Source organism: Flavobacterium sp., assembly GCF_043778725.1.
Lineage (GTDB): Bacteria > Bacteroidota > Bacteroidia > Flavobacteriales > Flavobacteriaceae > Flavobacterium.
Map to the genome: position 1 here is coordinate 96,447 of NZ_JAYWFT010000068.1, position 19,350 is coordinate 115,796.

Annotated in this window: 19 protein-coding genes; 8 read left to right on the top strand and 11 right to left on the bottom strand. The window is 34.3% G+C overall.

The genetic code is table 11. The features are described from left to right. Positions 1-95: 95 nt before the first annotated feature. The 7 genes from ACH2CG_RS06110 (at position 96) to ACH2CG_RS06140 (ending at position 6,325) form a co-directional block, all read left to right on the top strand. Positions 96-992, top strand: coding sequence for an NAD(P)H-binding protein (locus ACH2CG_RS06110; protein ID WP_395063242.1), 897 nt, complete (start codon positions 96-98; stop codon positions 990-992). 17 nt (positions 993-1,009) lie between these two features. Continuing rightward, positions 1,010-1,930: a helix-turn-helix domain-containing protein gene (locus ACH2CG_RS06115; protein WP_395063244.1), complete on the top strand. Its 921-nt coding sequence runs from the start codon at positions 1,010-1,012 to the stop codon at positions 1,928-1,930. A gap of 88 nt (positions 1,931-2,018) precedes the next feature. Next, positions 2,019-3,059, top strand: coding sequence for an aldo/keto reductase (locus ACH2CG_RS06120; RefSeq protein WP_395063246.1), 1,041 nt, complete (start codon positions 2,019-2,021; stop codon positions 3,057-3,059). Positions 3,060-3,122: 63 nt separating this feature from the next. Then, entirely contained in the window at positions 3,123-4,037 is a 915-nt protein-coding gene (locus tag ACH2CG_RS06125) for a helix-turn-helix domain-containing protein (protein ID WP_395063248.1), read from the top strand. Positions 4,038-4,096: 59 nt separating this feature from the next. Continuing rightward, positions 4,097-4,666 (top strand): Crp/Fnr family transcriptional regulator, encoded by a 570-nt coding sequence (locus tag ACH2CG_RS06130; protein ID WP_395063250.1) that lies wholly within the window; start codon positions 4,097-4,099, stop codon positions 4,664-4,666. Between the two features lie 78 nt (positions 4,667-4,744). Next, positions 4,745-5,479, top strand: a complete 735-nt coding sequence (locus ACH2CG_RS06135; RefSeq protein WP_395063252.1) for an SDR family NAD(P)-dependent oxidoreductase — start codon at positions 4,745-4,747, stop codon at positions 5,477-5,479. A gap of 129 nt (positions 5,480-5,608) precedes the next feature. Continuing rightward, positions 5,609-6,325, top strand: coding sequence for a 3-ketoacyl-ACP reductase (locus tag ACH2CG_RS06140; RefSeq protein ID WP_395063254.1), 717 nt, complete (start codon positions 5,609-5,611; stop codon positions 6,323-6,325). Between the two features lie 61 nt (positions 6,326-6,386). Here ACH2CG_RS06140 and ACH2CG_RS06145 read toward each other — a convergent pair whose 3' ends face one another. The 3 genes from ACH2CG_RS06145 to guaC all read right to left on the bottom strand — a co-directional run bounded on the left by ACH2CG_RS06145 (position 6,387) and on the right by guaC (position 10,331). Continuing rightward, positions 6,387-7,850, bottom strand: a complete 1,464-nt coding sequence (locus ACH2CG_RS06145) for a magnesium chelatase (RefSeq protein ID WP_395063256.1) — start codon at positions 7,848-7,850, stop codon at positions 6,387-6,389. A gap of 235 nt (positions 7,851-8,085) precedes the next feature. Then, the gene (locus ACH2CG_RS06150; protein WP_395063258.1) at positions 8,086-9,204 is read right to left on the bottom strand and encodes a VWA domain-containing protein; all 1,119 of its coding nucleotides are present in this window, start codon (positions 9,202-9,204) and stop codon (positions 8,086-8,088) included. A gap of 86 nt (positions 9,205-9,290) precedes the next feature. Beyond that, positions 9,291-10,331 carry a GMP reductase gene (gene guaC / locus ACH2CG_RS06155; protein WP_395063260.1) on the bottom strand — a complete coding sequence of 347 codons (1,041 nt, stop codon included), beginning with the start codon at positions 10,329-10,331 and terminating at the stop codon, positions 9,291-9,293. 146 nt (positions 10,332-10,477) lie between these two features. Between guaC and ACH2CG_RS06160 the strand changes: the two genes are divergently transcribed. Continuing rightward, positions 10,478-11,050, top strand: a complete 573-nt coding sequence (locus ACH2CG_RS06160) for a pentapeptide repeat-containing protein (RefSeq protein WP_395063280.1) — start codon at positions 10,478-10,480, stop codon at positions 11,048-11,050. A gap of 283 nt (positions 11,051-11,333) precedes the next feature. Here ACH2CG_RS06160 and ACH2CG_RS06165 read toward each other — a convergent pair whose 3' ends face one another. The 8 genes from ACH2CG_RS06165 to ACH2CG_RS06200 all read right to left on the bottom strand — a co-directional run. Continuing rightward, on the bottom strand, positions 11,334-12,008 hold the full coding sequence (locus tag ACH2CG_RS06165) for an ABC transporter ATP-binding protein (RefSeq protein WP_395063262.1): 675 nt from the start codon (positions 12,006-12,008) through the stop codon (positions 11,334-11,336). A gap of 1 nt (position 12,009) precedes the next feature. After that, entirely contained in the window at positions 12,010-13,266 is a 1,257-nt protein-coding gene (locus ACH2CG_RS06170; RefSeq protein ID WP_395063264.1) for an ABC transporter permease, read from the bottom strand. Then, complete coding sequence (locus ACH2CG_RS06175; protein ID WP_395063266.1) at positions 13,263-14,360, bottom strand: efflux RND transporter periplasmic adaptor subunit; 1,098 nt, start codon at positions 14,358-14,360, stop codon at positions 13,263-13,265. Before ACH2CG_RS06175 ends, ACH2CG_RS06170 begins: the two co-directional genes overlap by 4 nt. 61 nt (positions 14,361-14,421) lie before the next feature. Next, positions 14,422-15,459 (bottom strand): o-succinylbenzoate synthase, encoded by a 1,038-nt coding sequence (locus ACH2CG_RS06180; RefSeq protein WP_395063268.1) that lies wholly within the window; start codon positions 15,457-15,459, stop codon positions 14,422-14,424. An 82-nt stretch (positions 15,460-15,541) separates the two neighbouring features. Further along, positions 15,542-16,765, bottom strand: coding sequence for a tetratricopeptide repeat protein (locus tag ACH2CG_RS06185; RefSeq protein ID WP_395063270.1), 1,224 nt, complete (start codon positions 16,763-16,765; stop codon positions 15,542-15,544). A 202-nt stretch (positions 16,766-16,967) separates the two neighbouring features. Next, a complete protein-coding gene (locus ACH2CG_RS06190; RefSeq protein ID WP_395063272.1) occupies positions 16,968-17,645 on the bottom strand; it encodes a metal-dependent hydrolase in 678 nt (225 codons plus the stop codon). Between the two features lie 187 nt (positions 17,646-17,832). Beyond that, positions 17,833-18,789 (bottom strand): 1,4-dihydroxy-2-naphthoate octaprenyltransferase, encoded by a 957-nt coding sequence (gene menA, locus ACH2CG_RS06195; RefSeq protein WP_395063274.1) that lies wholly within the window; start codon positions 18,787-18,789, stop codon positions 17,833-17,835. 61 nt (positions 18,790-18,850) lie between these two features. Continuing rightward, the coding region (locus ACH2CG_RS06200) for a PH domain-containing protein (protein WP_395063276.1) at positions 18,851-19,350 on the bottom strand (500 nt) is incomplete at its 5' end.

Here is a 19,350-nt window from a genome sequence, read left to right on the forward strand (position 1 = left end):
TAAAATAAATAATTTGGCTATCACAAAAGTAGATTTGGCTATTCCTACTCTTTATTTGTAACAGAACTTTGCAGAAACAAATAAAGAGTAATATCATGAAAATTATTGTATCAGGTTCGTTAGGAAACATTGGCCAACCTTTAACGAAAGAATTAGTTAAGAATGGACATCAGGTAACTGTAATAAGCAGCGACCAAAAAAAGCAAAAAGCGATTGAAGATTTAGGCGCAAACGCAGCCATTGGTTCGCTAGAAGATGCATCCTTTCTTACAGCAACTTTTACCAATGCCGATGCCGTTTATATAATGGTTCCGCCAAATAATTATTTTAATCACGACTTAGATCTATTGGCGTATTACAAACGAATTGGCGCTAATTATGCAGAAGCAATTCAATCTTCTGGAGTGAAACGTGTTGTAAATTTAAGTACCATTGGTGCCCATTTAGAACAAGGTTCGGGAATATTAATTGGCGCGCACAATGTTGAAAAAGGTCTAAATAAATTGCCATCAGATGTATCCATAACGCACATTCGTCCAACATCGTTTTTCTATAACTTATATGGTTATGTAGAAATGATAAAAAATGCCAACGCTATCTTTACAAATTACGGAACACAAAATACCATTCCATGGGTTTCTCCATACGATATTGCTGCAACAATTGCCCAAGAATTGCAAACGCCTTTCGCTGGTAGAAAAGTTAGGTATGTTGTAAGCGAAGAATTATCAGGAAGTGAAACGGCAAGAATCATTGGTGAAGCAATTGGAAAACCCGATTTAAAATGGATTGTGGTTGCTGATGATGAGGTTTTAAAAAGTTTAACAGCAATAGGAATGAATCCGAAAATTGCTGCAGGTTTGGTCGAAATGTACGCCAGTCTTCAATCAGGATTGTTAGCAGAAGATTTCAATAAAAACAAACCAACAATCTATGGAAAAGTAAAATTGATTGATTTTGCTAAAGAATTTGCATCGGTTTACAACCAATAAATTAAGTATCTTTGAGTATGAATTCTAATGCACCACTTCGTTTTAAATCCATTAGTGACTACCACGATTTTCGTGGTTTGCCAAAGCCGCAGCATCCGTTAGTGAGTGTTGTGAACTTCGAAGACATGCACCGTTTTTATCAAGAAGAACCCAAAAGTATTGTATTCGATTTTTATTCTATTGCTCTAAAAAGAAATTCTAATGTAGCGTATAAATACGGTCACCAACACTATGATTTTAACGAAGGTATTTTGTTTTTCATTTCTCCAGGACAAGTATTTGGTGTAGAAGCAGCCAATAATGCCAATATAAAACTTTCAGGATGGATGGTACTCGTTCATCCTGATTTTTTATGGAATACAACTTTGGCGAAGACCATTAAAAATTACGATTATTTCAACTATGCCATCAACGAAGCCTTGTGCCTTTCTGATAAAGAAGAAACAACGCTTACTGCGATTGTAGAAAATATCAAACAAGAATACCATTCTAATATTGATACTTTTAGTCAAGATTTAATTATTGCACAACTCGAATTACTACTTAAATATTCCGACCGATTTTACAACCGACAGTTCATTACCAGAAAAATTGGCAACCACCAAATAGTAAATCGATTGGAAGAATTACTGACCAATTATTTTGATGATAATGATCATTCCAAAAAAGGACTTCCAACTGTAAATTACATTGCCGAAAGTTTGAATATATCACCAAATTACTTGAGCAACATGCTAAAAGTGCTCACCGGACAAAGTACGCAACAGCACATTCACGATAAATTGATAAGCAAGGCGAAAGAAAAACTATCTACCACTAGCCTATCTGTTGGTGAAATTGCTTTTCAATTGGGGTTTGAACATGCACCATCGTTTAGCAAATTATTCAAAAATAAAACGACTTTTTCGCCGCTGGAATTTCGGAATTCGTTTAATTAACGCTTCGTTATAGCTACAAATTTCCTCTTTTTGGAAACATTCCAATTGCAAAAACAACTGAACTTTGTCTTCATAAAAAATACTACTTATGAACTACAAAATTTTAGGAAACACCGGATTAAAAGTTTCCACACTTTGCTTGGGTACCATGAATTATGGCGGAAAAGGTTTCTTTGGCTACATGGGCAACTTAGACCAAAAAGAAGTTGATGAACAAATTAAAACCGTTACCGAAGCTGGCGTAAACTTTATTGATACCGCCAATATTTATTCGGAAGGATTGTCGGAAGAACTGATTGGGCAAGCTATCAAGAATTTAGCTATTAATCGAGACGATTTGGTTTTGGCTACCAAGGTTCGAGGTTCGATGGGCAAAGGCGAAAACGATCGTGGACTATCTAGAAAGCACATTATTCAAGAAGTTGAAGGCAGTTTGCGACGCTTAAAAACCGATTACATTGATTTGTATCAAATGCACACTGCCGATCCGTTAACACCTATTGAAGAAACCATTCGAACATTGGATGATTTAGTACAAAGTGGCAAAATTCGTTATTTTGGAGCCAGCAATATGGCGGCTTGGCAAGTAATGAAAGGATTGGCGTATTCTGATGCTACCGACAGAAACCGATTTGCTTCACTACAAGCCAATTATTCATTGGATACCAGAGATATTGAACGAGAAATTATTCCGATGCTGAACGATCAAAAAGTGGGATTGATGATTTGGAGTCCGCTTTCTGGTGGCTTGTTATCTGGTAAATACAAGAGAGGATTGCAAAATGGCGAAGGACGATTGAACGAATTTCCGTTTGAACCGTTTAACGAAGAACGTGCATACAACGTTTTGGATGTTTTATATCCGATGGCGGAACAAAAAAATGTTAGTGTGGCACAATTGGCTTTGGCATGGCTTTTACATCAATCGGCTGTTTCGAGTGTGATTATTGGAGCGACCAAATTACATCAGCTGGAAGACAATTTGAAATCGGTTGCAGTACAATTCACATCAGAAGAATTACAAGTATTGGATAACGTAAGCCAGTTAACCAAGCAATATCCAGGCAATGTTTTAGAAATTATGACTGCCGACCGAAGTGTTGAAGGTTTTGACTTTTTGACAAAATAAATTAATGGAAACGCTAAAGAATTTTCAACAATTTTCTTTGGTGTTTTTTTGTATCTTAGACTAATGAAAACGGATAAAAAAGAAATCAAAATAATCAATTCGGTATCGGAATTACATCGTTTGTTGGATTTGCCAAAGCCTTCTCATCCGTTGATTACGCTAATTGATCATTCCAAGGAAAATCTTATTAGTAAAGAAGAAAATCAAAGTATTGTTCTTAATTTTTACAACATATCTATCAAAAAAAGTTTTCAAGGAATACTGAAATACGGTAAGAATTATTATGATTTTGATGAAGGTTCGATGTCGTTTATCGCACCCAATCAAGTGATTGCCATTGACCAAGACAATGACCGAAACAAAGACGGTTGGTCGTTGCTGTTTCATCCCGATTTAATTAGAACTTATCCGTTAGGAAAATCTATTAAAGGCTATACTTTCTTTTCGTATGATGCCAATGAAGCGCTACATTTATCGGAAGAAGAAGAACTTACAATTGAAAATTTAGTAAAGAATATTGAAAAAGAATACCAAGCTAGAATAGATAATTACAGTTCGGATGTGATTGTTTCCAATTTGGAATTACTGCTCAATTATTGCAATCGTTTTTACAACCGCCAATTTGTAACTAGAAAGTCAGTCAATACCGATTTACTTTCAAAATTTGAAACCGTTTTAGAAACTTATTTTGTAGAAAACAAGCAATTTGGTTTGCCAACAGTTACTGATTTAGCACAAAAACTACATCTTTCACCAAGTTATTTAAGTGATATGTTACGCACTACAACAGGAAAAAATACGCAACAACACATTCACGATAAATTGATTGATAAGGCAAAAGAAAAACTGACAACCACTAACCTATCCATAAGTGAAATAGCTTTTGAATTGGGGTTTGAACATTCGCAATCGTTTAGTAAATTGTTCAAAAGTAAGACTTCTGTTTCGCCTTTAGCTTTTCGGAATTCGTTTAATTAATTTTACTCTTTTTGCCAAATGACAAATTTGGTAACTAAAACTTTAATTACCTTTAGGCTATGAAAGAATTAATAGACTATTTTTTACAGTTTGGGAATTTAAACCCACAACAAATTGAACTAATTTCAAACAAAGCAACCGAGTTGAACCTCAAGAAAGACGACTATTTCTCGGAAGCTGGTAAAATTTCCAAACAAGTAGGATTTATTATTGATGGCATTACCAGAGTTTGCTATTATAATAATAAAGGCGAAGAAATAACCAAATACTTTATTGAAGAGCGCAATCTAGTGGTGGATTTGGAGAGTTTTGACAATGAAATTCCCTCTACTGCCTACGTGCACGCCATTACTGATTGCAAATTAATTGTTTTTTCAAAATCCGATTGGCAGGAATTATTGAATACCATTGTGGGATGGGATACCATTGTACACAAAATAATTGCTAAAGCATTGATGCAAAAAGTGGCTCGAAGAAGTCCGCTCGTTACTGAAGATGCCACAGAGCGTTATATCAAATTTCTAGAAATATATCCCAATGTTGTTAATCGTGTACCGCTTTCTTATGTTGCTTCTTATTTGGGAGTTACACAATCATCTTTGAGTAGAATTAGAAAAAAAATCCGATAAATTGCTTTTTGTCAAATGGCAAATGATTTCATTTACAAACGTTGCAATTTTGCTTCATAAATTTTAAAAAATAAAAAAATGAATTCAGTATTAATTACCGGAGCCAACAGAAGTATTGGTTTAGAAACAGCAAAACAACTTTCCAAAAAAGGATTTTTTGTGTATTTAGGAAGTAGAACGATTGCTAAAGGTGAAGCCGTTGTAGCAAATTTGAAAGAAAATGGATTGGAAAACATCAAAGCAATTGAAATTGATGTAACCAATTTAGATTCTATTTTGGCAGCCAAAAATACAATAGAAAAAGAACAAGGCAAATTGGATATTTTAATAAATAACGCCGGAATTCTTGGAACAAACCCACAACAAGCTACAAATACCTCAATTAAAGATATTCAAAATGTATTTGATACCAATTTCTTCGGAGTGATAAATGTAACTCAAGCCTTTATAGAATTGTTGAAAAAATCCGACAATCCAAGAATTACAAACATCACTTCAGGACTTGGTTCTTTAACTTTGCACAGTGATCCTAGTTGGAAATATTATGATTATAAAACGGCGAGTTATGGAACTTCAAAAGCCGCTTTAAACGCCTACACTATTGTATTGGCTCATGAGCTAAGAGAATCGTTCAAAGTAAATGTTATTGATCCAGGTTATACCGCTACCGATTTTAACCACCATAGCGGACCAGGAACAGTAGAAAGTGCTGCAGCTTTTATAATTAAGCATACAGTTACTGATGAAAATGGACCAACTGGAAAATTCTTTAGTAACGATATTGAAGATGAAATAGGAATTAGTCCTTGGTAAAAATAGATCCTCTTTCTTTTTAAATTTTAAAATTCTTTTAATTGATTTACGATAATAATCCGTTAAATTTAAGATTCAATTTATAGTGTTTCAATTTCAGAATAGTAAATTTGTATAAAAAGAAAACTCATGGAAAATTTAAAAGGTAAAAAAGCAATTGTTACTGGTGGTGGAAAAGGTTTAGGTAAAGCCACAGCAATTGCTTTCGCAAAAGAAGGAATAGATGTAGCCATCACAGGAAGAAACGAACATAACTTAATTGATACCGTTTCCGAATTGAAATCATACGGTGTCACTGCCATTTATGAAACCTTTGATGTTGGAAATCATGCTGAGGTAAAAGTTGGTATTGAACGTATTTTACACCAATTTGGTTCGGTAGATATTTTGGTAAACAATGCCGGAATTGCAGCTTTTGGAAGTTTCTTAGAAATGAGTCCCGAAAAATGGAACGCCATTATCCAAACCAATGTAATGGGAATGTATTATGTGACTAAGGAAGTTTTACCTTATCTGATTACTAAAAATCAAGGCGATATTATAAACGTTTCTTCAACAGCTGGAATTACTGGTAATGCTAATACTTCGGCGTATTCGGCATCGAAATTTGCTGTAATTGGTCTATCGGAAGCTTTGATGAAAGAAGTTAGAAAAAACAACATCCGAGTTTGCACCTTAACACCAAGCACAATCGCATCGGATATGTCATTAGAATTAGGAATTACTGATGGAAATGTCGAAAAAGTTTTGCAGCCAGAAGATTTTGCAGAACTTATTGTTTTAGGTCTTAAGTTGCCAAGAAGAGCAATGTTGAAATCGGCTTCTTTGTGGTCTACGAATCCATAATTAAATAAAACCCTCGCAGAATTTTGAACTCTGCGAGGGTTAACTATTAGTTTAAACTATTTTACAATTTATTGATGTAACTGCTGTACAAATCCTTAAACTGATAGCCTACATCTACTCTATCTTTACTAAGTTTATCGAATTCAACCAATCCCCAAAGTACAAATTCTTTCAAGAAATATCTGTCTTCCAAAGGTGTTTCAGGTTGGTATTTCTGAATTAAATCCTCCAATGGTTTTACCTCGTCCAATTGTTTTTTATATTCCTCATCTGTGGCATCGTCTAATAATTCGAAACCAGTTTCGGCAAAAAACCATTCTAAAATTTTAGCATAAGGACTTGACTCCGCATCGCGTTCTAGCTTTTCTATTTTAGGAAAAAACGCTGGGAAATAAGTTTTAATGGCATCACTAATCAATTGTTCTGCAACAAATGCTGCGCCTTCTTGTTCGCCTTCATAAACCAATTCGACTTTACCTGTAATAGCTGGAATAATTCCCATAAAATCAGACAATCTAACCGATGTTTTATCTTCTCCAGATAACAAAGCTCTTCGTTCGGCAGTACTTAATAAATTCTCATACGCCGTGATGCTCATACGCGCACTTACACCACTTTTGTTATCTATGTATTCACTTTCTCGCGCTTCAAAACTTATTTGCTCTAACAAATCTTTCGCTAAATTCGGCACATGAACTGCATCCGATTGTTGCTGGTCTAATTTGGCTTCCTGATGTGTAATGGTTCTTGCAATAGCAACTGTTTCTGGATAATGTGTTAGAATTTGTGATCCAATTCTGTCTTTCAATGGTGTGACTATGCTTCCACGATTGGTATAATCTTCTGGATTGGCAGTGAAAACAAATTGCATGTCTAGCGGCATTCTTAATTTGAAACCACGAATTTGAATGTCACCTTCTTGCAAAATATTGAATAAAGCGACTTGAATTCTAGCTTGTAAATCGGGTAATTCGTTGATTACAAAGATGCAACGGTTGGCTCTTGGAATCATTCCGAAGTGAATAACTCGGTCATCAGCATAAGATAATTTTAAATTGGCTGCTTTAATCGGATCGACATCACCAATTAAATCGGCTACAGTTACATCTGGAGTAGCTAATTTTTCAGAAAAACGGTCGCTTTTGTGAATCCATTTTATTGGAGTGGCATCACCTTTTTCTGCAATTAAATCTTTAGCAAATCTTGAAATCGGATGTAATGGATCGTCGTTAATTTCTGAACCATCCACTATTGGCATGTACTCGTCTAATAATTCAATCATTTTTCTTGCCAAACGTGTTTTCGCCTGACCACGAAGTCCGAGTAAATTGATATTATGACGTGATAAAATTGCTCGTTCCAACTCAGGAATTACGGTATTTTCAAATCCGTGAACGCCTTCAAAAACTGGTTTGCCCAATTTTATTTTGGTTCGTAAATTATCACGCAATTCATCCTTGATGCTTCTTGATACCCAACCTGATTGTTTTAATTCTGCTAGTGTTTTTATGTTTTCTACTTTCATGTTTTTTTATTTAACCGCAAAGAGCGCTAGGTTTAACGCAAAGTTCGCAGCGTATTTGTTTCTTTTAAATTATTTTTCTTTACTCTTTATTCTTAAAACTTTTTTAATCTCGCAAAGGCGCTAAATCGTCATAGTCTTTTATGAATTTTATATTTTTCTTGCTTCTTGCTTCTTTATTCTATTCTCTATTTTCTATTCTCTATTCTCTATTGTCTATTCTCTATTGTCTATTCTCTCATTTAATCTTCTTCTTCCTATTACTCTCATAATCTTCAAAAATCATTTCGCCCAAACCTTTCAGTCCAGTGTAAAATGCTTTTCCTTGATTGGCTTCTGTAAATCTATTGACAAATTTCTGCAAATACGGATCATTTGCAATCATGAATGTTGTAATTGGAATATGCAATTTTCTGGCTTGTGCCGCTTGATTGTAGCATTGTTCTACGATGTATTCGTCCAATCCATTACTGTTCATGTAGTATGTTCCGTCTTTTTCACGAACGCAACTTGGTTTTCCGTCGGTGATCATGAAAATTTGCTTGTTGGTATTTCGCTTTCTACGCAACATGTCCATCGCCAATTGCAATCCGGCAACGGTATTAGTGTGATAAGGTCCAACTTTTAAATAGGGTAAATCTTTTATCGCAATGGGCCAAGCGTCGTTTCCGAAAACCAAAATATCAATCGTATCTTTTGGATAACGCGTCGTGATTAATTCGGCCAAAGCCATAGCAACTTTTTTGGCTGGAGTAATTCGGTCTTCACCATACAATATCATGCTGTGGCTAATGTCAATCATCAAAACGGTACTCATTTGGGCTTTGAATTGTGCGTCCTCCACAACCAAATCGTTTTCCGTCAACTGAAATTCATCGACACCATTGTTGATTTGTGCGTTGCGTAAACTTTCGGTTAACGAGATGTTTTCTAAACCATCACCAAAATGATACTCACGGAATTCTCCAGTTTGCTCATCGCCATTTCCAGAATATTTAGTTTTATGATTGCCACTTCCCGATTTTTTAAGATTACCAAAAATCTGGTCTAAAGCTGCTTGACGAATAGCTCTTTCGGTTTTGGCTGTAATTCCGGTTCCCGAAGTTCCATCGTCTTTTAACTCTTCGCGGATGTATCCTTTTTTCTTTAAATCTTCAATAAAATCATCTACGGTATAGTTTTCGTCTGTTAGTTTATATTCAACATCCAACTGGCGTAACCAATCGATAGCTTCGTCAAAATCGCCTGAAGTATGCGTGATTAACTCTTTGAAAATCTCAAAAAGTTTATCAAATGGCGAAAGATTTGGCGCTTCGTAATTCTTGAAGAAAAATCCTTTTTTAATGTTCTTTTCCATAGCATATAAAATTACTATATAAAGTTAAGAACCGAACAAAACGAATACTAATTTTTAGTTAAAGTAACGAAAACGATTGTAGGTTATTATTTGGTAAAAATTCTATTTTCTTGCTCTAAAACTCTTATAAAAGTGGTTCGTTTGGTTAATTCTTTCAATTTGGAAGCTCCAACATAAGTGCAAGTGCTCCTGATTCCGCCAAGAATATCGAGCAATGTATCAATAACATCACCTTTGAAAGGCACTTGAACTGTTTTTCCTTCACTCGCTCTATATTCTGCAACGCCACCAACATGTTTTTTCATTGCGGTTTCCGAACTCATTCCGTAGAATTGTTTGTACTTTTCTCCTTTAATTTCGATTAATTCGCCACCACTTTCAGTATGTCCTGCAAGCATTCCGCCAAGCATAACAAAATCAGCACCAGCGCCAAAAGCTTTAGAAACATCTCCAGGAGTTGAACATCCACCATCGCTAATGATGTGTCCGCCCAATCCGTGAGCAGCATCGGCACATTCTATAATTGCAGAAAGTTGCGGATAACCAACGCCAGTTTTAACTCTTGTGGTACAAACGGAACCCGGACCAATGCCTACTTTTACAATATCGGCACCTTCCAAAAGTAGTTCCTCTACCATTTCACCAGTAACAACATTACCTGCAATTATTACTTTATCTGGATATTGCTTACGTGCTTGTTTTAAGAAACTTACAAAATGTTCAGAATAGCCATTGGCAACATCAATACACAAGAATTTTAGCTGTGGATTGTTTTCAAATATGGCAGCAATTTTCTTGAAATCATTTTTTCCAGTTCCTGTACTTACTGCAATATAATCGCAAATATCTTTTGGTGCCTTTGCGATAAAATCATTCCATTCTTGCACAGAATAATGTTTGTGGATGGCTGTAAATAATTTTTCTTTCGCTAAAGCTAATGCCATTTCAAAAGTTCCAACAGTATCCATATTGGCTGCCATAATGGGAATGCCTGTCCAAGTTGCTGTACTGTGTTTGAATTTAAAATCGCGTTCTAATGACACTTGTGCTCTACTGTTTAACGTAGAACGTTTTGGTCTAATCATTACATCTTTAAATCCTAATTTTAGTTCTGTTTCAATTCTCATAGTAGTTTAGTTTGGTGGTATTCAAATGTATGACTTTCGTCAAAATAAGCATTCAAAATTGGGAGTTTAAAATTTAAAATTTATCAACAATGGTTAGTGAAAAAATGCATTTTAATTTAGTAGTTTTACCAATTCAAAACATACTTATGCGCGCCGATTACATCTTAGACCAAGAATTTAGAGATCAAACCTTTGACGATACCAATACAAAGTTTAAAGATTTTGAAAATTGCACCTTTTACAACTGCGATTTTAGACAATGTACGTTTCAAACCGTTACGTTCATAGATTGTAATTTTTTCGAATGTAATTTTCAAGAAACTAAGGTTAATTATGTTTCACTTCGCGGTGTGTTCTTTACAAAATGTAACTTTACCAATGTAAATTTCGCCATGACAGATCAAGTGATTTTTGAATTTCACTTTAAAGATTGCCAACTTGATTATGCCAAATTCTATGCTTTAAAACTAAAGAAAATGCAATTTATCAACTGCAGTATGATTGCTATTGATTTTATGGGAAGTGATTTAACCGAAGTATTGTTTGATAATTGCAACTTGCGACATGCAGTATTTATTGATACTATTGCCAACAAAGCCGATTTTTCGACCAGTTACGACTATGTAATTGATCCCGACAAAAACAAACTAAAAAAAGCAGTTTTCTCTATTGAAGGACTGAAAGGATTGCTTACTAAGTATGATATTGTGGTGAAATAGAGGTACGAGGTTAGAAGTACGAGATACGAGGTTTGAAGTACGAGATACGAGATACGAGGTTTGAAGTATGAAGTATGAAGTACGAGGTTTGAAGTACGAAATTAGAAGTTAGACGTGCGTGGAGTGAGAGTGTCACTTTTATTAGATGTTAATACTTTTTTTACACAGAGCGCACAGAGATTGCACAGAGTTAATTCTTAATTCTATGTGTTTTATTCAAAGCAAAGTGTCCTACTTCTAAAAAAATCTAGGTTTCTATGTTGTAAAAAATTAGATGCTATTATTAAATAATTCTTCCGTCTTCCATCGTAATTATTCGATTGGTTCTTGCTGCAAAATCTGGATCGTGGGTAACTATTAACAAGGTCTGTTTTAAATCTAAAGTAAGTTTTTTAAAAATATCAAAAACCAAATCACTATTTTTTTTATCTAAATTACCTGTTGGTTCATCACCCATTATAATCAAAGGATTGTTTATTAAAGCACGCGCTATTGCGACACGCTGTTTTTGTCCGCCACTCAATTGATTGGGCATTTTTAGTGCTTGATCGTGCATGTCAAGTGTGCGAAGATGTTCCATAGCGTTGTGTTCAATTTCTTTTTCAGATAGTTTTCCAAGCTTCATTCCGGGTAGCATTACATTTTTAAGTACATTATATTCTGAAAGCAAATAGTGAAATTGAAATACAAATCCGATTTTTTCGTTTCTGAGTTTGGCTAGTTCTTTGTCTGTTTTTCCAGTTATAAGTTCTTCATTTATAAACAATTGTCCTTCATAATCTGTATCCATTGTTGAAAGTAAATACAACAGTGTAGATTTTCCACAACCAGATTTTCCAACAATAGAAACAAACTCGCCATGATTGATGCTCATGTCAATTTGTTTCAATACTTCAAATTTTACTGGATCGTGGAAGTATTTAGTTAACTTTTTGGTTTCTAAAACTTTGTTGCTCATATTACTTTCCTCTAATGATTTCTACTGGATCAATTTTACTGGCTTTTAATGCCGGAAACAATCCTGCTATAATGGTCGTTACTAAGGCAAATGTGATTCCGATTACATAAAACAACGGATTGAAATTTATGGGATAAGTAGTCACCGTAGGCAATGAAGCCGTATTAAACGGAATTACATCAATAATTGAAGAAAAAATAAATCCGAATAGCAACCCAAAAACACCTCCTACCAAACCAATAATTAATGACAGCGAAATAAAAATCCATTTTACATCATTTCCCGAGAAACCTGTGGCTTTTAGAATGGCGATGCTGTCCATTTTTTCAAAAATCATCATGTTTAGAATATTATAAATTCCAAATCCAGCTACAATCAATAAAACAATTCCAACAGCATACGAAATTATACTTCGCACCGAACTTCCGGTTTCAAATTGTGAATTTGCCGTTTGATAATCAATAGTATCCAAATAAAATTTACTATGAAATTCCCTTGCCAATGCTGGCGCTGTTGTAATATCATATAATTTAATTTGAATATCAGTAACATAATTGGTTGCTTCGCCCAATAATTTTTGAGCCGTGTCTAATGAAGTATAACTTACTGTATTATCGATATCGGCAATTCCAATTTGAGATATCCCAACAATCTTTAAGGAAGCTAGATTTCCTTTTGCAGAAGTAATTTTAATAATATCTCCTTTCACTAAAAGCATTTTATCTGCCAATCCTTTTCCTATGATAATGCTATTATTTTGTTCTAAATCAGCTATTTTACCTTCAACAATGTAGTCGCTTAAAGCAAATAATTTTTCTTCTGCCAGAACATCAATTCCGTTAATAACACCCGAAATTTCAATGGTGCCAGAATTAAAGAAAACAGGCGTTGAAATTTTTGGTGCTACATCAATAATTCGTTGGTCTTGTTTCAAATAATGCATAATGGCTTTGCTGTTGTAGATTGCTTTTCCTCTGTCTTTTGGTTTAACAGAATTGACAAAATTGACATCATTTTTATAGGTTTCAGACAACGAAATAGGTTGATTTTCTGAAGGTTTAATTTCGTTATAAAGAAGCACATGAGGCGTTCTATTGAGCATTAAACCATCCAGTAAATCATTTAATCCGTTCATAAAACTGACCAATGAAATGAACATTGCAATACCAAAAGTAACGCCAACAGCTGCCACAATAGACTGTTTTAATCTAGCGCGAAGCAAATGAATTGCAATATTAAAAATTAGTTTGAAATTCATTTTTTGGGTTTGTAAATAGTTTCTTCGGCTTTCAATCCTTCCAGAATTTCTATATTTTGATAGTCATTCAATCCTATTTTTACTTTTCGCTTTTGATCTTTATCAACTAAAACAAATTGATTGTCAATTAAAAAACTCTTAGGAATTGTCAATACATTCGTCTTAATTTGAATGATGATATTTGCCTCAGCAGTAAGATTAGGATATAGTTTAGTAGGCAGAACATCAAAATGTGCTTCAATCTTAAATGTTCTAGAGCGCTCATCCATAATCGGATAAATTTTATCGACTGTGGCATCAAATACTTTTCCCTTATAACTGTCTAAAGTCACCAGTATTTTTTGACCAAGTTCTACAAGTATCATGTCGTTTTCATCAACGTCAAGTTCAAGCAAAAAAGAATTCTTTTTTCCTATAACAGCCAAAGGTGTTTGCGGAGTAACCAATGTACCTTCTTTAACCAAAACATCAAATAACTCTCCAGAAAAAGCACTTTTTACAGTAAAATCACTTTGGGATTTCTCATTAATTTTGAGGTTAATGTTATTTCGGCTTTGTTCGTTTTTGAGTTGTAACTTCAATTGCGATAGTTGTTTCAAAGCTGATTCGTAATTGGATTTAGAATTTTTATAAGCCAATTCTATTTTTTCATAATCAACTTCGGAAATACCGCCATACTGTTTGATATTTTTATTTCTCTTTAAAACCGATTCGTCCAAAGTCAATTTATCTTTAGCCATTTGGACTTTAGTTTCCATATCAGAAATTTTATCTTGAATATACCTACTACTTTCTTGACTTAGTTGGTAAGCCAAACGAGCATTTTCAGTATTCAATGCAGCTTTATCACTTTCTATCTGAAATAAAGATTGACCTTGAGAAATGGTTTGACCTACAAGGACTAATTTTTTTTGCAAAACACCACTTACGGTCGAAAATAATGTATATTGATCTTCAGATTTTATAACACCAGAAGCATATACACTTTGGGTGATAGTACCTAGTTTAGGTTGTATTTCTTCACTGTCTTTTTTAGAACAGGAAAATATGGTAGTAGAAAGAAGAACGAAGGAGAAAAAGTAGGAATAACGCATTAGTAATAAATTTAATACTTACTCAAATTTACGAAAAATGAATTACAAAAGGGTTACTATTTTAATATATTTCAACCTTCCAATTCAACTCAGAATTATAACACAATTGTCCGTTTTTTACTTCTAACGGACAGTTGAAATTATTGGTATATAATCCTCCAGTTCCGAGTCCTTGTGGCATTGGATTTTGTTGCAAAAATGTCCATTGCGCTATGGCATTCAATCCGATATTACTCTCCAAAGCCGAGGTTATCCACCAATCAATTTTGTACTTATTGGCTAGATCAATCCACTCTTTTGTACCACGAAACCCACCTACAAAACTGGGTTTCAAAATGATGTATTGCGGCTTTATTTTTTGTAAAAGTTGTTCTTTTTCTTCATACAAAAAAACACCAATTAGCTCTTCGTCTAAAGCAATAGAAATTGGAGTGGTTTTACACAGCTCTGCCATAGTGTCAGTATGGTTTTTAGCAATAGGTTGTTCTATGCTATGTAATTTATAACCAGATAATTGATTTAATTTATCTAAAGCTAAATCTTTACTAAAAGCACCGTTGGCATCTACTCTTATTTCGATAGTATTTTCATCAAAATTTTGACGAATAAAGTGCAATAAATCGAGTTCTTTTTGAAAATCTATAGCGCCAATTTTTAGTTTGATGCAATGGAAACCTTGCGCTAATTTTTCTTCAATTTGTTGCTTCATAAATGACTCGTCACCCATCCAAACCAAACCATTAATATCCATGTTTTTTTTACCTTCCGTAAACTCCGATGGAAACAACAAAAATGGTTTTTCTGAAGCAAGTGATTGGAATGCCATTTCAACGCCAAATTGAATGGATGGAAATTCTAAAAGTGCTTCCCAAAGCTGGTCTTTACCTAGGTGAATATTCTGGCAAGTCCATTGTAATTTTTCTTCATAATCGGGTCTGTCGTCTGCCGAAAGTCCGCGAAGGATTCCGCACTCGCCTATTCCTTTTTTTCCGTTATCTTCTAGAATGATGAACCAAGTTTCTTTTTCGTTCATTACGCCTCTAGAAGTTCCAGAAGGTAGTTTGAAGTTTAGGATGTATTTTTTGTAGGTGGCTTTCATAAAATAGAAAATAGAAAATAGAAAATAGAAAATAGAAAATAGAAAATAGAAAATAGAAAATAGATGATAGACTAACTGAAACCTATTCCAAAACTCGCAAGATTTTCTTGAAATCATCTTCTGAAAGTCGGCATTTTTTGAAGAGTTCAAAGTCTTTTTTAGTCTGTTCAATCCAAGAGGTTTTAGAATTGACGTTTTGGTCTTTGTATTTCTTGTGAATGTCTTTCGACTCCGAAATTCTATCGGTGAACATGTACAAATGTGCTAATTGCAACTGCAAATTGATGTCTGTAGCGTCTTTTGCAATAGCATCGTTAAGTGTTTTCTCGGCTTTATCATATTGTTTGGAAAGAACAAAGTAATTTCCTAATGTGGCATAATCGATTGCTTCTGCTCTATTTTTAGCAATAAGTTCCGATTGGATGATTGTTATGGCATCTTCGAAATTGCCTTTATTAATGGCCGCATTGGCACGATCTCTAAAAAGACTGTAGTACTTCTTGGTTTCGCCTGTTTTCTTCAAAGCGTCTTCGGTTGCGGCTTCTACAGCTGCGCTTTTTTCTATTGGAAGTAAGTTTGCAAATTCTTTGTAAGCATATTTTTGAGCTACTTTTTCAAGAAATGAAGCCGAAAAGGCATCTTTACTGGTTAGAGTTGCGTACACTTTTAGCGTTTTGCTTAAGGCTATGATTTCGTTTTTATTGTCTGAATCCCAACCTCTACTGGCTTTGTTGTCGACCCAAGGCACGATTTCTAAGATAATTTTTTCTTTCATAACCCAATTATCACTCTGAAAAGCAAAATATAGATTTTGAGTTTTAGAATTGAAACAAGCCGAACCTTTGGCTTTTAACAATCGTGCTTCTTTATTTATTGGCGTATCTTGAACTAAACAAGCTTTTTCGTTTTTGGCTGTTGTTAGAAACAAATCGGCTTCTTTAGCATCGTTAAAAATGGCGTATTTGCATTTGTCATCGCCTGAAATTGTTGACGCTAGAAAAACTGCTCCTGCTGCTCCTTGACTAATTCCGGTTGGATCTGGAATGGCTTTTAATACTGAAACCAAACTGGAAGATACTTTTTGATTGTCGTCGAGAATGGTTATTCGGTAAACTATTTCGGTGGTTCCTTCTGGAAAATCGGCAGTTTTAATTACTTTTTTTTCGCCTGCACGAAGGTTGATGGTTTCGTTGGTGGTGCGAATGTTGTCCCAATAACCGTCTTTGGATTGTGCTGATGCGAAAGCTACCGCGAAAAAGAAAGCAACTATTTTTAGTTTTTGAACCATTAAGGTATTAAGTTTCATTAAGTTTTGATTTTGTTGTTATAAATCAGATGTTGTTTTTGATTCTGAATTCTATTCAATACAAATACTAATTAGCCCTGAGTGCAGAGGAAATCCTTTTCTTCAATTGCCTTGGGTTAAAACCCAAGGCAATTGAAGAAAAGATTGGAACGGAAAGCAGGAATAGGGTTTACAACAATTAACATGCCATTCGCTCCAAAAATTAAAGCGTAATGCTTTGACCGATTTCTAGTAGCATTAAATCTTTTCCAGCGTCGAAGAATTTCTTTTTGGCTTCGTTGTGGTCAATTACTATGTATCCGAAGGTATCAAAATGAACTCCAAGTACTTTATCGCAATCTACAAATTCGGCTGCGATTATGGCATCTTCTACGTCCATCGTGAAATTGTTTCCGATAGACAATATGGCTAAGTCGAGTTTGGTGCGCATTGGAATGAGTTTCATGTCCATAGTAAGTGCTGTATCGCCAGAAATGTAGATGTTTTTGTGTTCGCCTTCTATGACAAAACCAGCAGGATTGCCGCCATAAGAACCATCTGGAAAGGAACTGGAATGAATTGCGTTTACGATTTTTACTTTTCCGAAATCGAATTGCCAGCTTCCGCCGTGGTTCATCGGATGGTGTTGAAATCCTTTTTGACCGAAATGCGATGCAACTTCATAAGTAGAAACAATTGTTGCGTTAGTTCGCGTTGCAATGGCTTCTACATCTAGAATATGGTCTTGATGTGCGTGTGTAAGCAAGATGTAATCTGCTTTTAAAGTAGTTATGTCGATGTGACTGGCTTTTGGATTGGCCGTAATAAATGGATCGACAAGAATGTGTTTTCCGCTTACTTCGATTCCTATGCAAGCGTGTCCGTAGAATGTTATTTTCATGGGTTGTTTTTTTTATGAGTATTTATAGAATTTAAACCATTAAGAAATTAAGGTAATTAAGCTTAATACTACTTAATATCTTAATGGTTTTTAAATATTTTTTTTAAGCTATTTTTACAACATTAACATAGAAAATTGATTATTATTGTTAAAATTAAAAACAGTAAATAACACTATTGAACTCCTCTTAATTAGTATAATAAATCAACATATCCGACAAAAAGTAAATTAAAGATAACGACAGTAAAATAGACAATAAAAATGTGCTAAGTGCTAGTTTCTTTAATTCTGGATCTAATAATTTTGGTTCTTTATTTTTGGCAACTCTTACCAGATGGGCAATTATTGGAAAATAAGCAATTAGGAATAAATATAAATCAAAATTAAGCTGTTCTGGATTAGTATCTCTATAACTGAAATCGAAAATTAATGTAAAGACTAAAACCAAAACCATTGCTGAAATAATTAGAAAGAAATGGTATTTCTTTGCCCATGCGCCACCATTTTTAACTACAATGGTATTTTTACCTGATTTTCTGTCGGATTCTTCGTCGCGCATGTTGTTTAGATTTAGAACACCAACGCTAAGAAAACCAATTGCTGATGCTGGCAAAAGTAGTAACCAATCGATTTGTTTGGCAAACATAAAGTAGATTCCGAATGTGCTTACAATTCCGAAGAATGTGAATACAAATACGTCGCCCAAACCGCGATATCCGTAAGGATTTTTACCAACGGTGTATCTGATTGCTGATGCGATTGCTAAAATTCCCAACACGAAGAAAATTATGGAATATAAGAAATACTTGCCTTTGAAGGAAACATAAATTAGCATCATTGCAGATACCAAAGTTAAAAAGGCTGTGATGAAAATAGCGTAACGCATTTCTCCTGGTGTAATCAATCCGCTTTGGATGGCTCGTTTTGGTCCTATTCTATCTTCGTTGTCGGTTCCTTTTACGCCATCACCATAATCGTTGGCAAAGTTGGACAGAACTTGCAATCCTAAAGTTGTAGAAAGTGCCAAAATCACAATCTTCCAATTGAAAATTCCTTGTGACATAGCATAAAAACAACCTACCAAAATTCCGGAAACCGATAATGGTAAGGTTCTAACTCGTGCGGCTTCAATCCAGTGTTTCATTTTATATTAGATTTTTGATATTAAATTTTAGATATTGGATATTTAATATCTAATATTGTTATTACATCCAATTGCTGTCTGAAGTTTCAATTTCGTACAACCAAAGGTTTATGTATTCTTTAATTTTGTTATAATTTCCTAAATAAAAAGTCAGATTTCCTCCTGCTGTGTGCATGGTTAATGAGCCAATATTTAGGTTTTTGTGCCAAAACAATTGTGACGATGTAATGGCTTGTATTTTCTTGATTTCTATAATCTCGTTTTGTACATCCCATGCGCCACTTTGTTTTACAATATGTTTTTCATTGATAAACAATCGGTAATTTCTGAATCCAAAAAAATGAATTATCAGAAAAAACACGATGTAGAAAATCGCAAAATGACTGTATTTGAATACCGCAGCATCTACAATATTTCCAAAGATAAAAAATCCTGATAAAGGTAGTACAATTGTTAGAAATATAGAAAAAACTAATTTACGAAAATTAGGTTGTATCATCACTCCATTTTCGGGAAGTTGACTGAATAAAAGTTTCAAAATTTCGTCACGTTCAGTAGTAT

Bases quoted from the DNA above. Each gene is read 5' to 3' on its own strand.
- ACH2CG_RS06120 (WP_395063246.1), top strand. From the start codon at position 2,019: ATGAACTACAAAATTTTAGGAAACACCGGATTAAAAGTTTCCACACTT.
- menA (WP_395063274.1), bottom strand. From the start codon at position 18,789: ATGAAACACTGGATTGAAGCCGCACGAGTTAGAACCTTACCATTATCG.
- ACH2CG_RS06180 (WP_395063268.1), bottom strand. From the start codon at position 15,459: ATGAAAGCCACCTACAAAAAATACATCCTAAACTTCAAACTACCTTCT.
- ACH2CG_RS06170 (WP_395063264.1), bottom strand. From the start codon at position 13,266: ATGAATTTCAAACTAATTTTTAATATTGCAATTCATTTGCTTCGCGCT.
- ACH2CG_RS06110 (WP_395063242.1), top strand. From the start codon at position 96: ATGAAAATTATTGTATCAGGTTCGTTAGGAAACATTGGCCAACCTTTA.
- ACH2CG_RS06165 (WP_395063262.1), bottom strand. From the start codon at position 12,008: ATGAGCAACAAAGTTTTAGAAACCAAAAAGTTAACTAAATACTTCCAC.
- ACH2CG_RS06160 (WP_395063280.1), top strand. From the start codon at position 10,478: ATGCGCGCCGATTACATCTTAGACCAAGAATTTAGAGATCAAACCTTT.
- ACH2CG_RS06145 (WP_395063256.1), bottom strand. From the start codon at position 7,850: ATGAAAGTAGAAAACATAAAAACACTAGCAGAATTAAAACAATCAGGT.
- guaC (WP_395063260.1), bottom strand. From the start codon at position 10,331: ATGAGAATTGAAACAGAACTAAAATTAGGATTTAAAGATGTAATGATT.
- ACH2CG_RS06140 (WP_395063254.1), top strand. From the start codon at position 5,609: ATGGAAAATTTAAAAGGTAAAAAAGCAATTGTTACTGGTGGTGGAAAA.
- ACH2CG_RS06175 (WP_395063266.1), bottom strand. From the start codon at position 14,360: ATGCGTTATTCCTACTTTTTCTCCTTCGTTCTTCTTTCTACTACCATA.
- ACH2CG_RS06150 (WP_395063258.1), bottom strand. From the start codon at position 9,204: ATGGAAAAGAACATTAAAAAAGGATTTTTCTTCAAGAATTACGAAGCG.
- ACH2CG_RS06125 (WP_395063248.1), top strand. From the start codon at position 3,123: ATGAAAACGGATAAAAAAGAAATCAAAATAATCAATTCGGTATCGGAA.
- ACH2CG_RS06115 (WP_395063244.1), top strand. From the start codon at position 1,010: ATGAATTCTAATGCACCACTTCGTTTTAAATCCATTAGTGACTACCAC.
- ACH2CG_RS06190 (WP_395063272.1), bottom strand. From the start codon at position 17,645: ATGAAAATAACATTCTACGGACACGCTTGCATAGGAATCGAAGTAAGC.
- ACH2CG_RS06130 (WP_395063250.1), top strand. From the start codon at position 4,097: ATGAAAGAATTAATAGACTATTTTTTACAGTTTGGGAATTTAAACCCA.
- ACH2CG_RS06135 (WP_395063252.1), top strand. From the start codon at position 4,745: ATGAATTCAGTATTAATTACCGGAGCCAACAGAAGTATTGGTTTAGAA.
- ACH2CG_RS06185 (WP_395063270.1), bottom strand. From the start codon at position 16,765: ATGAAACTTAATACCTTAATGGTTCAAAAACTAAAAATAGTTGCTTTC.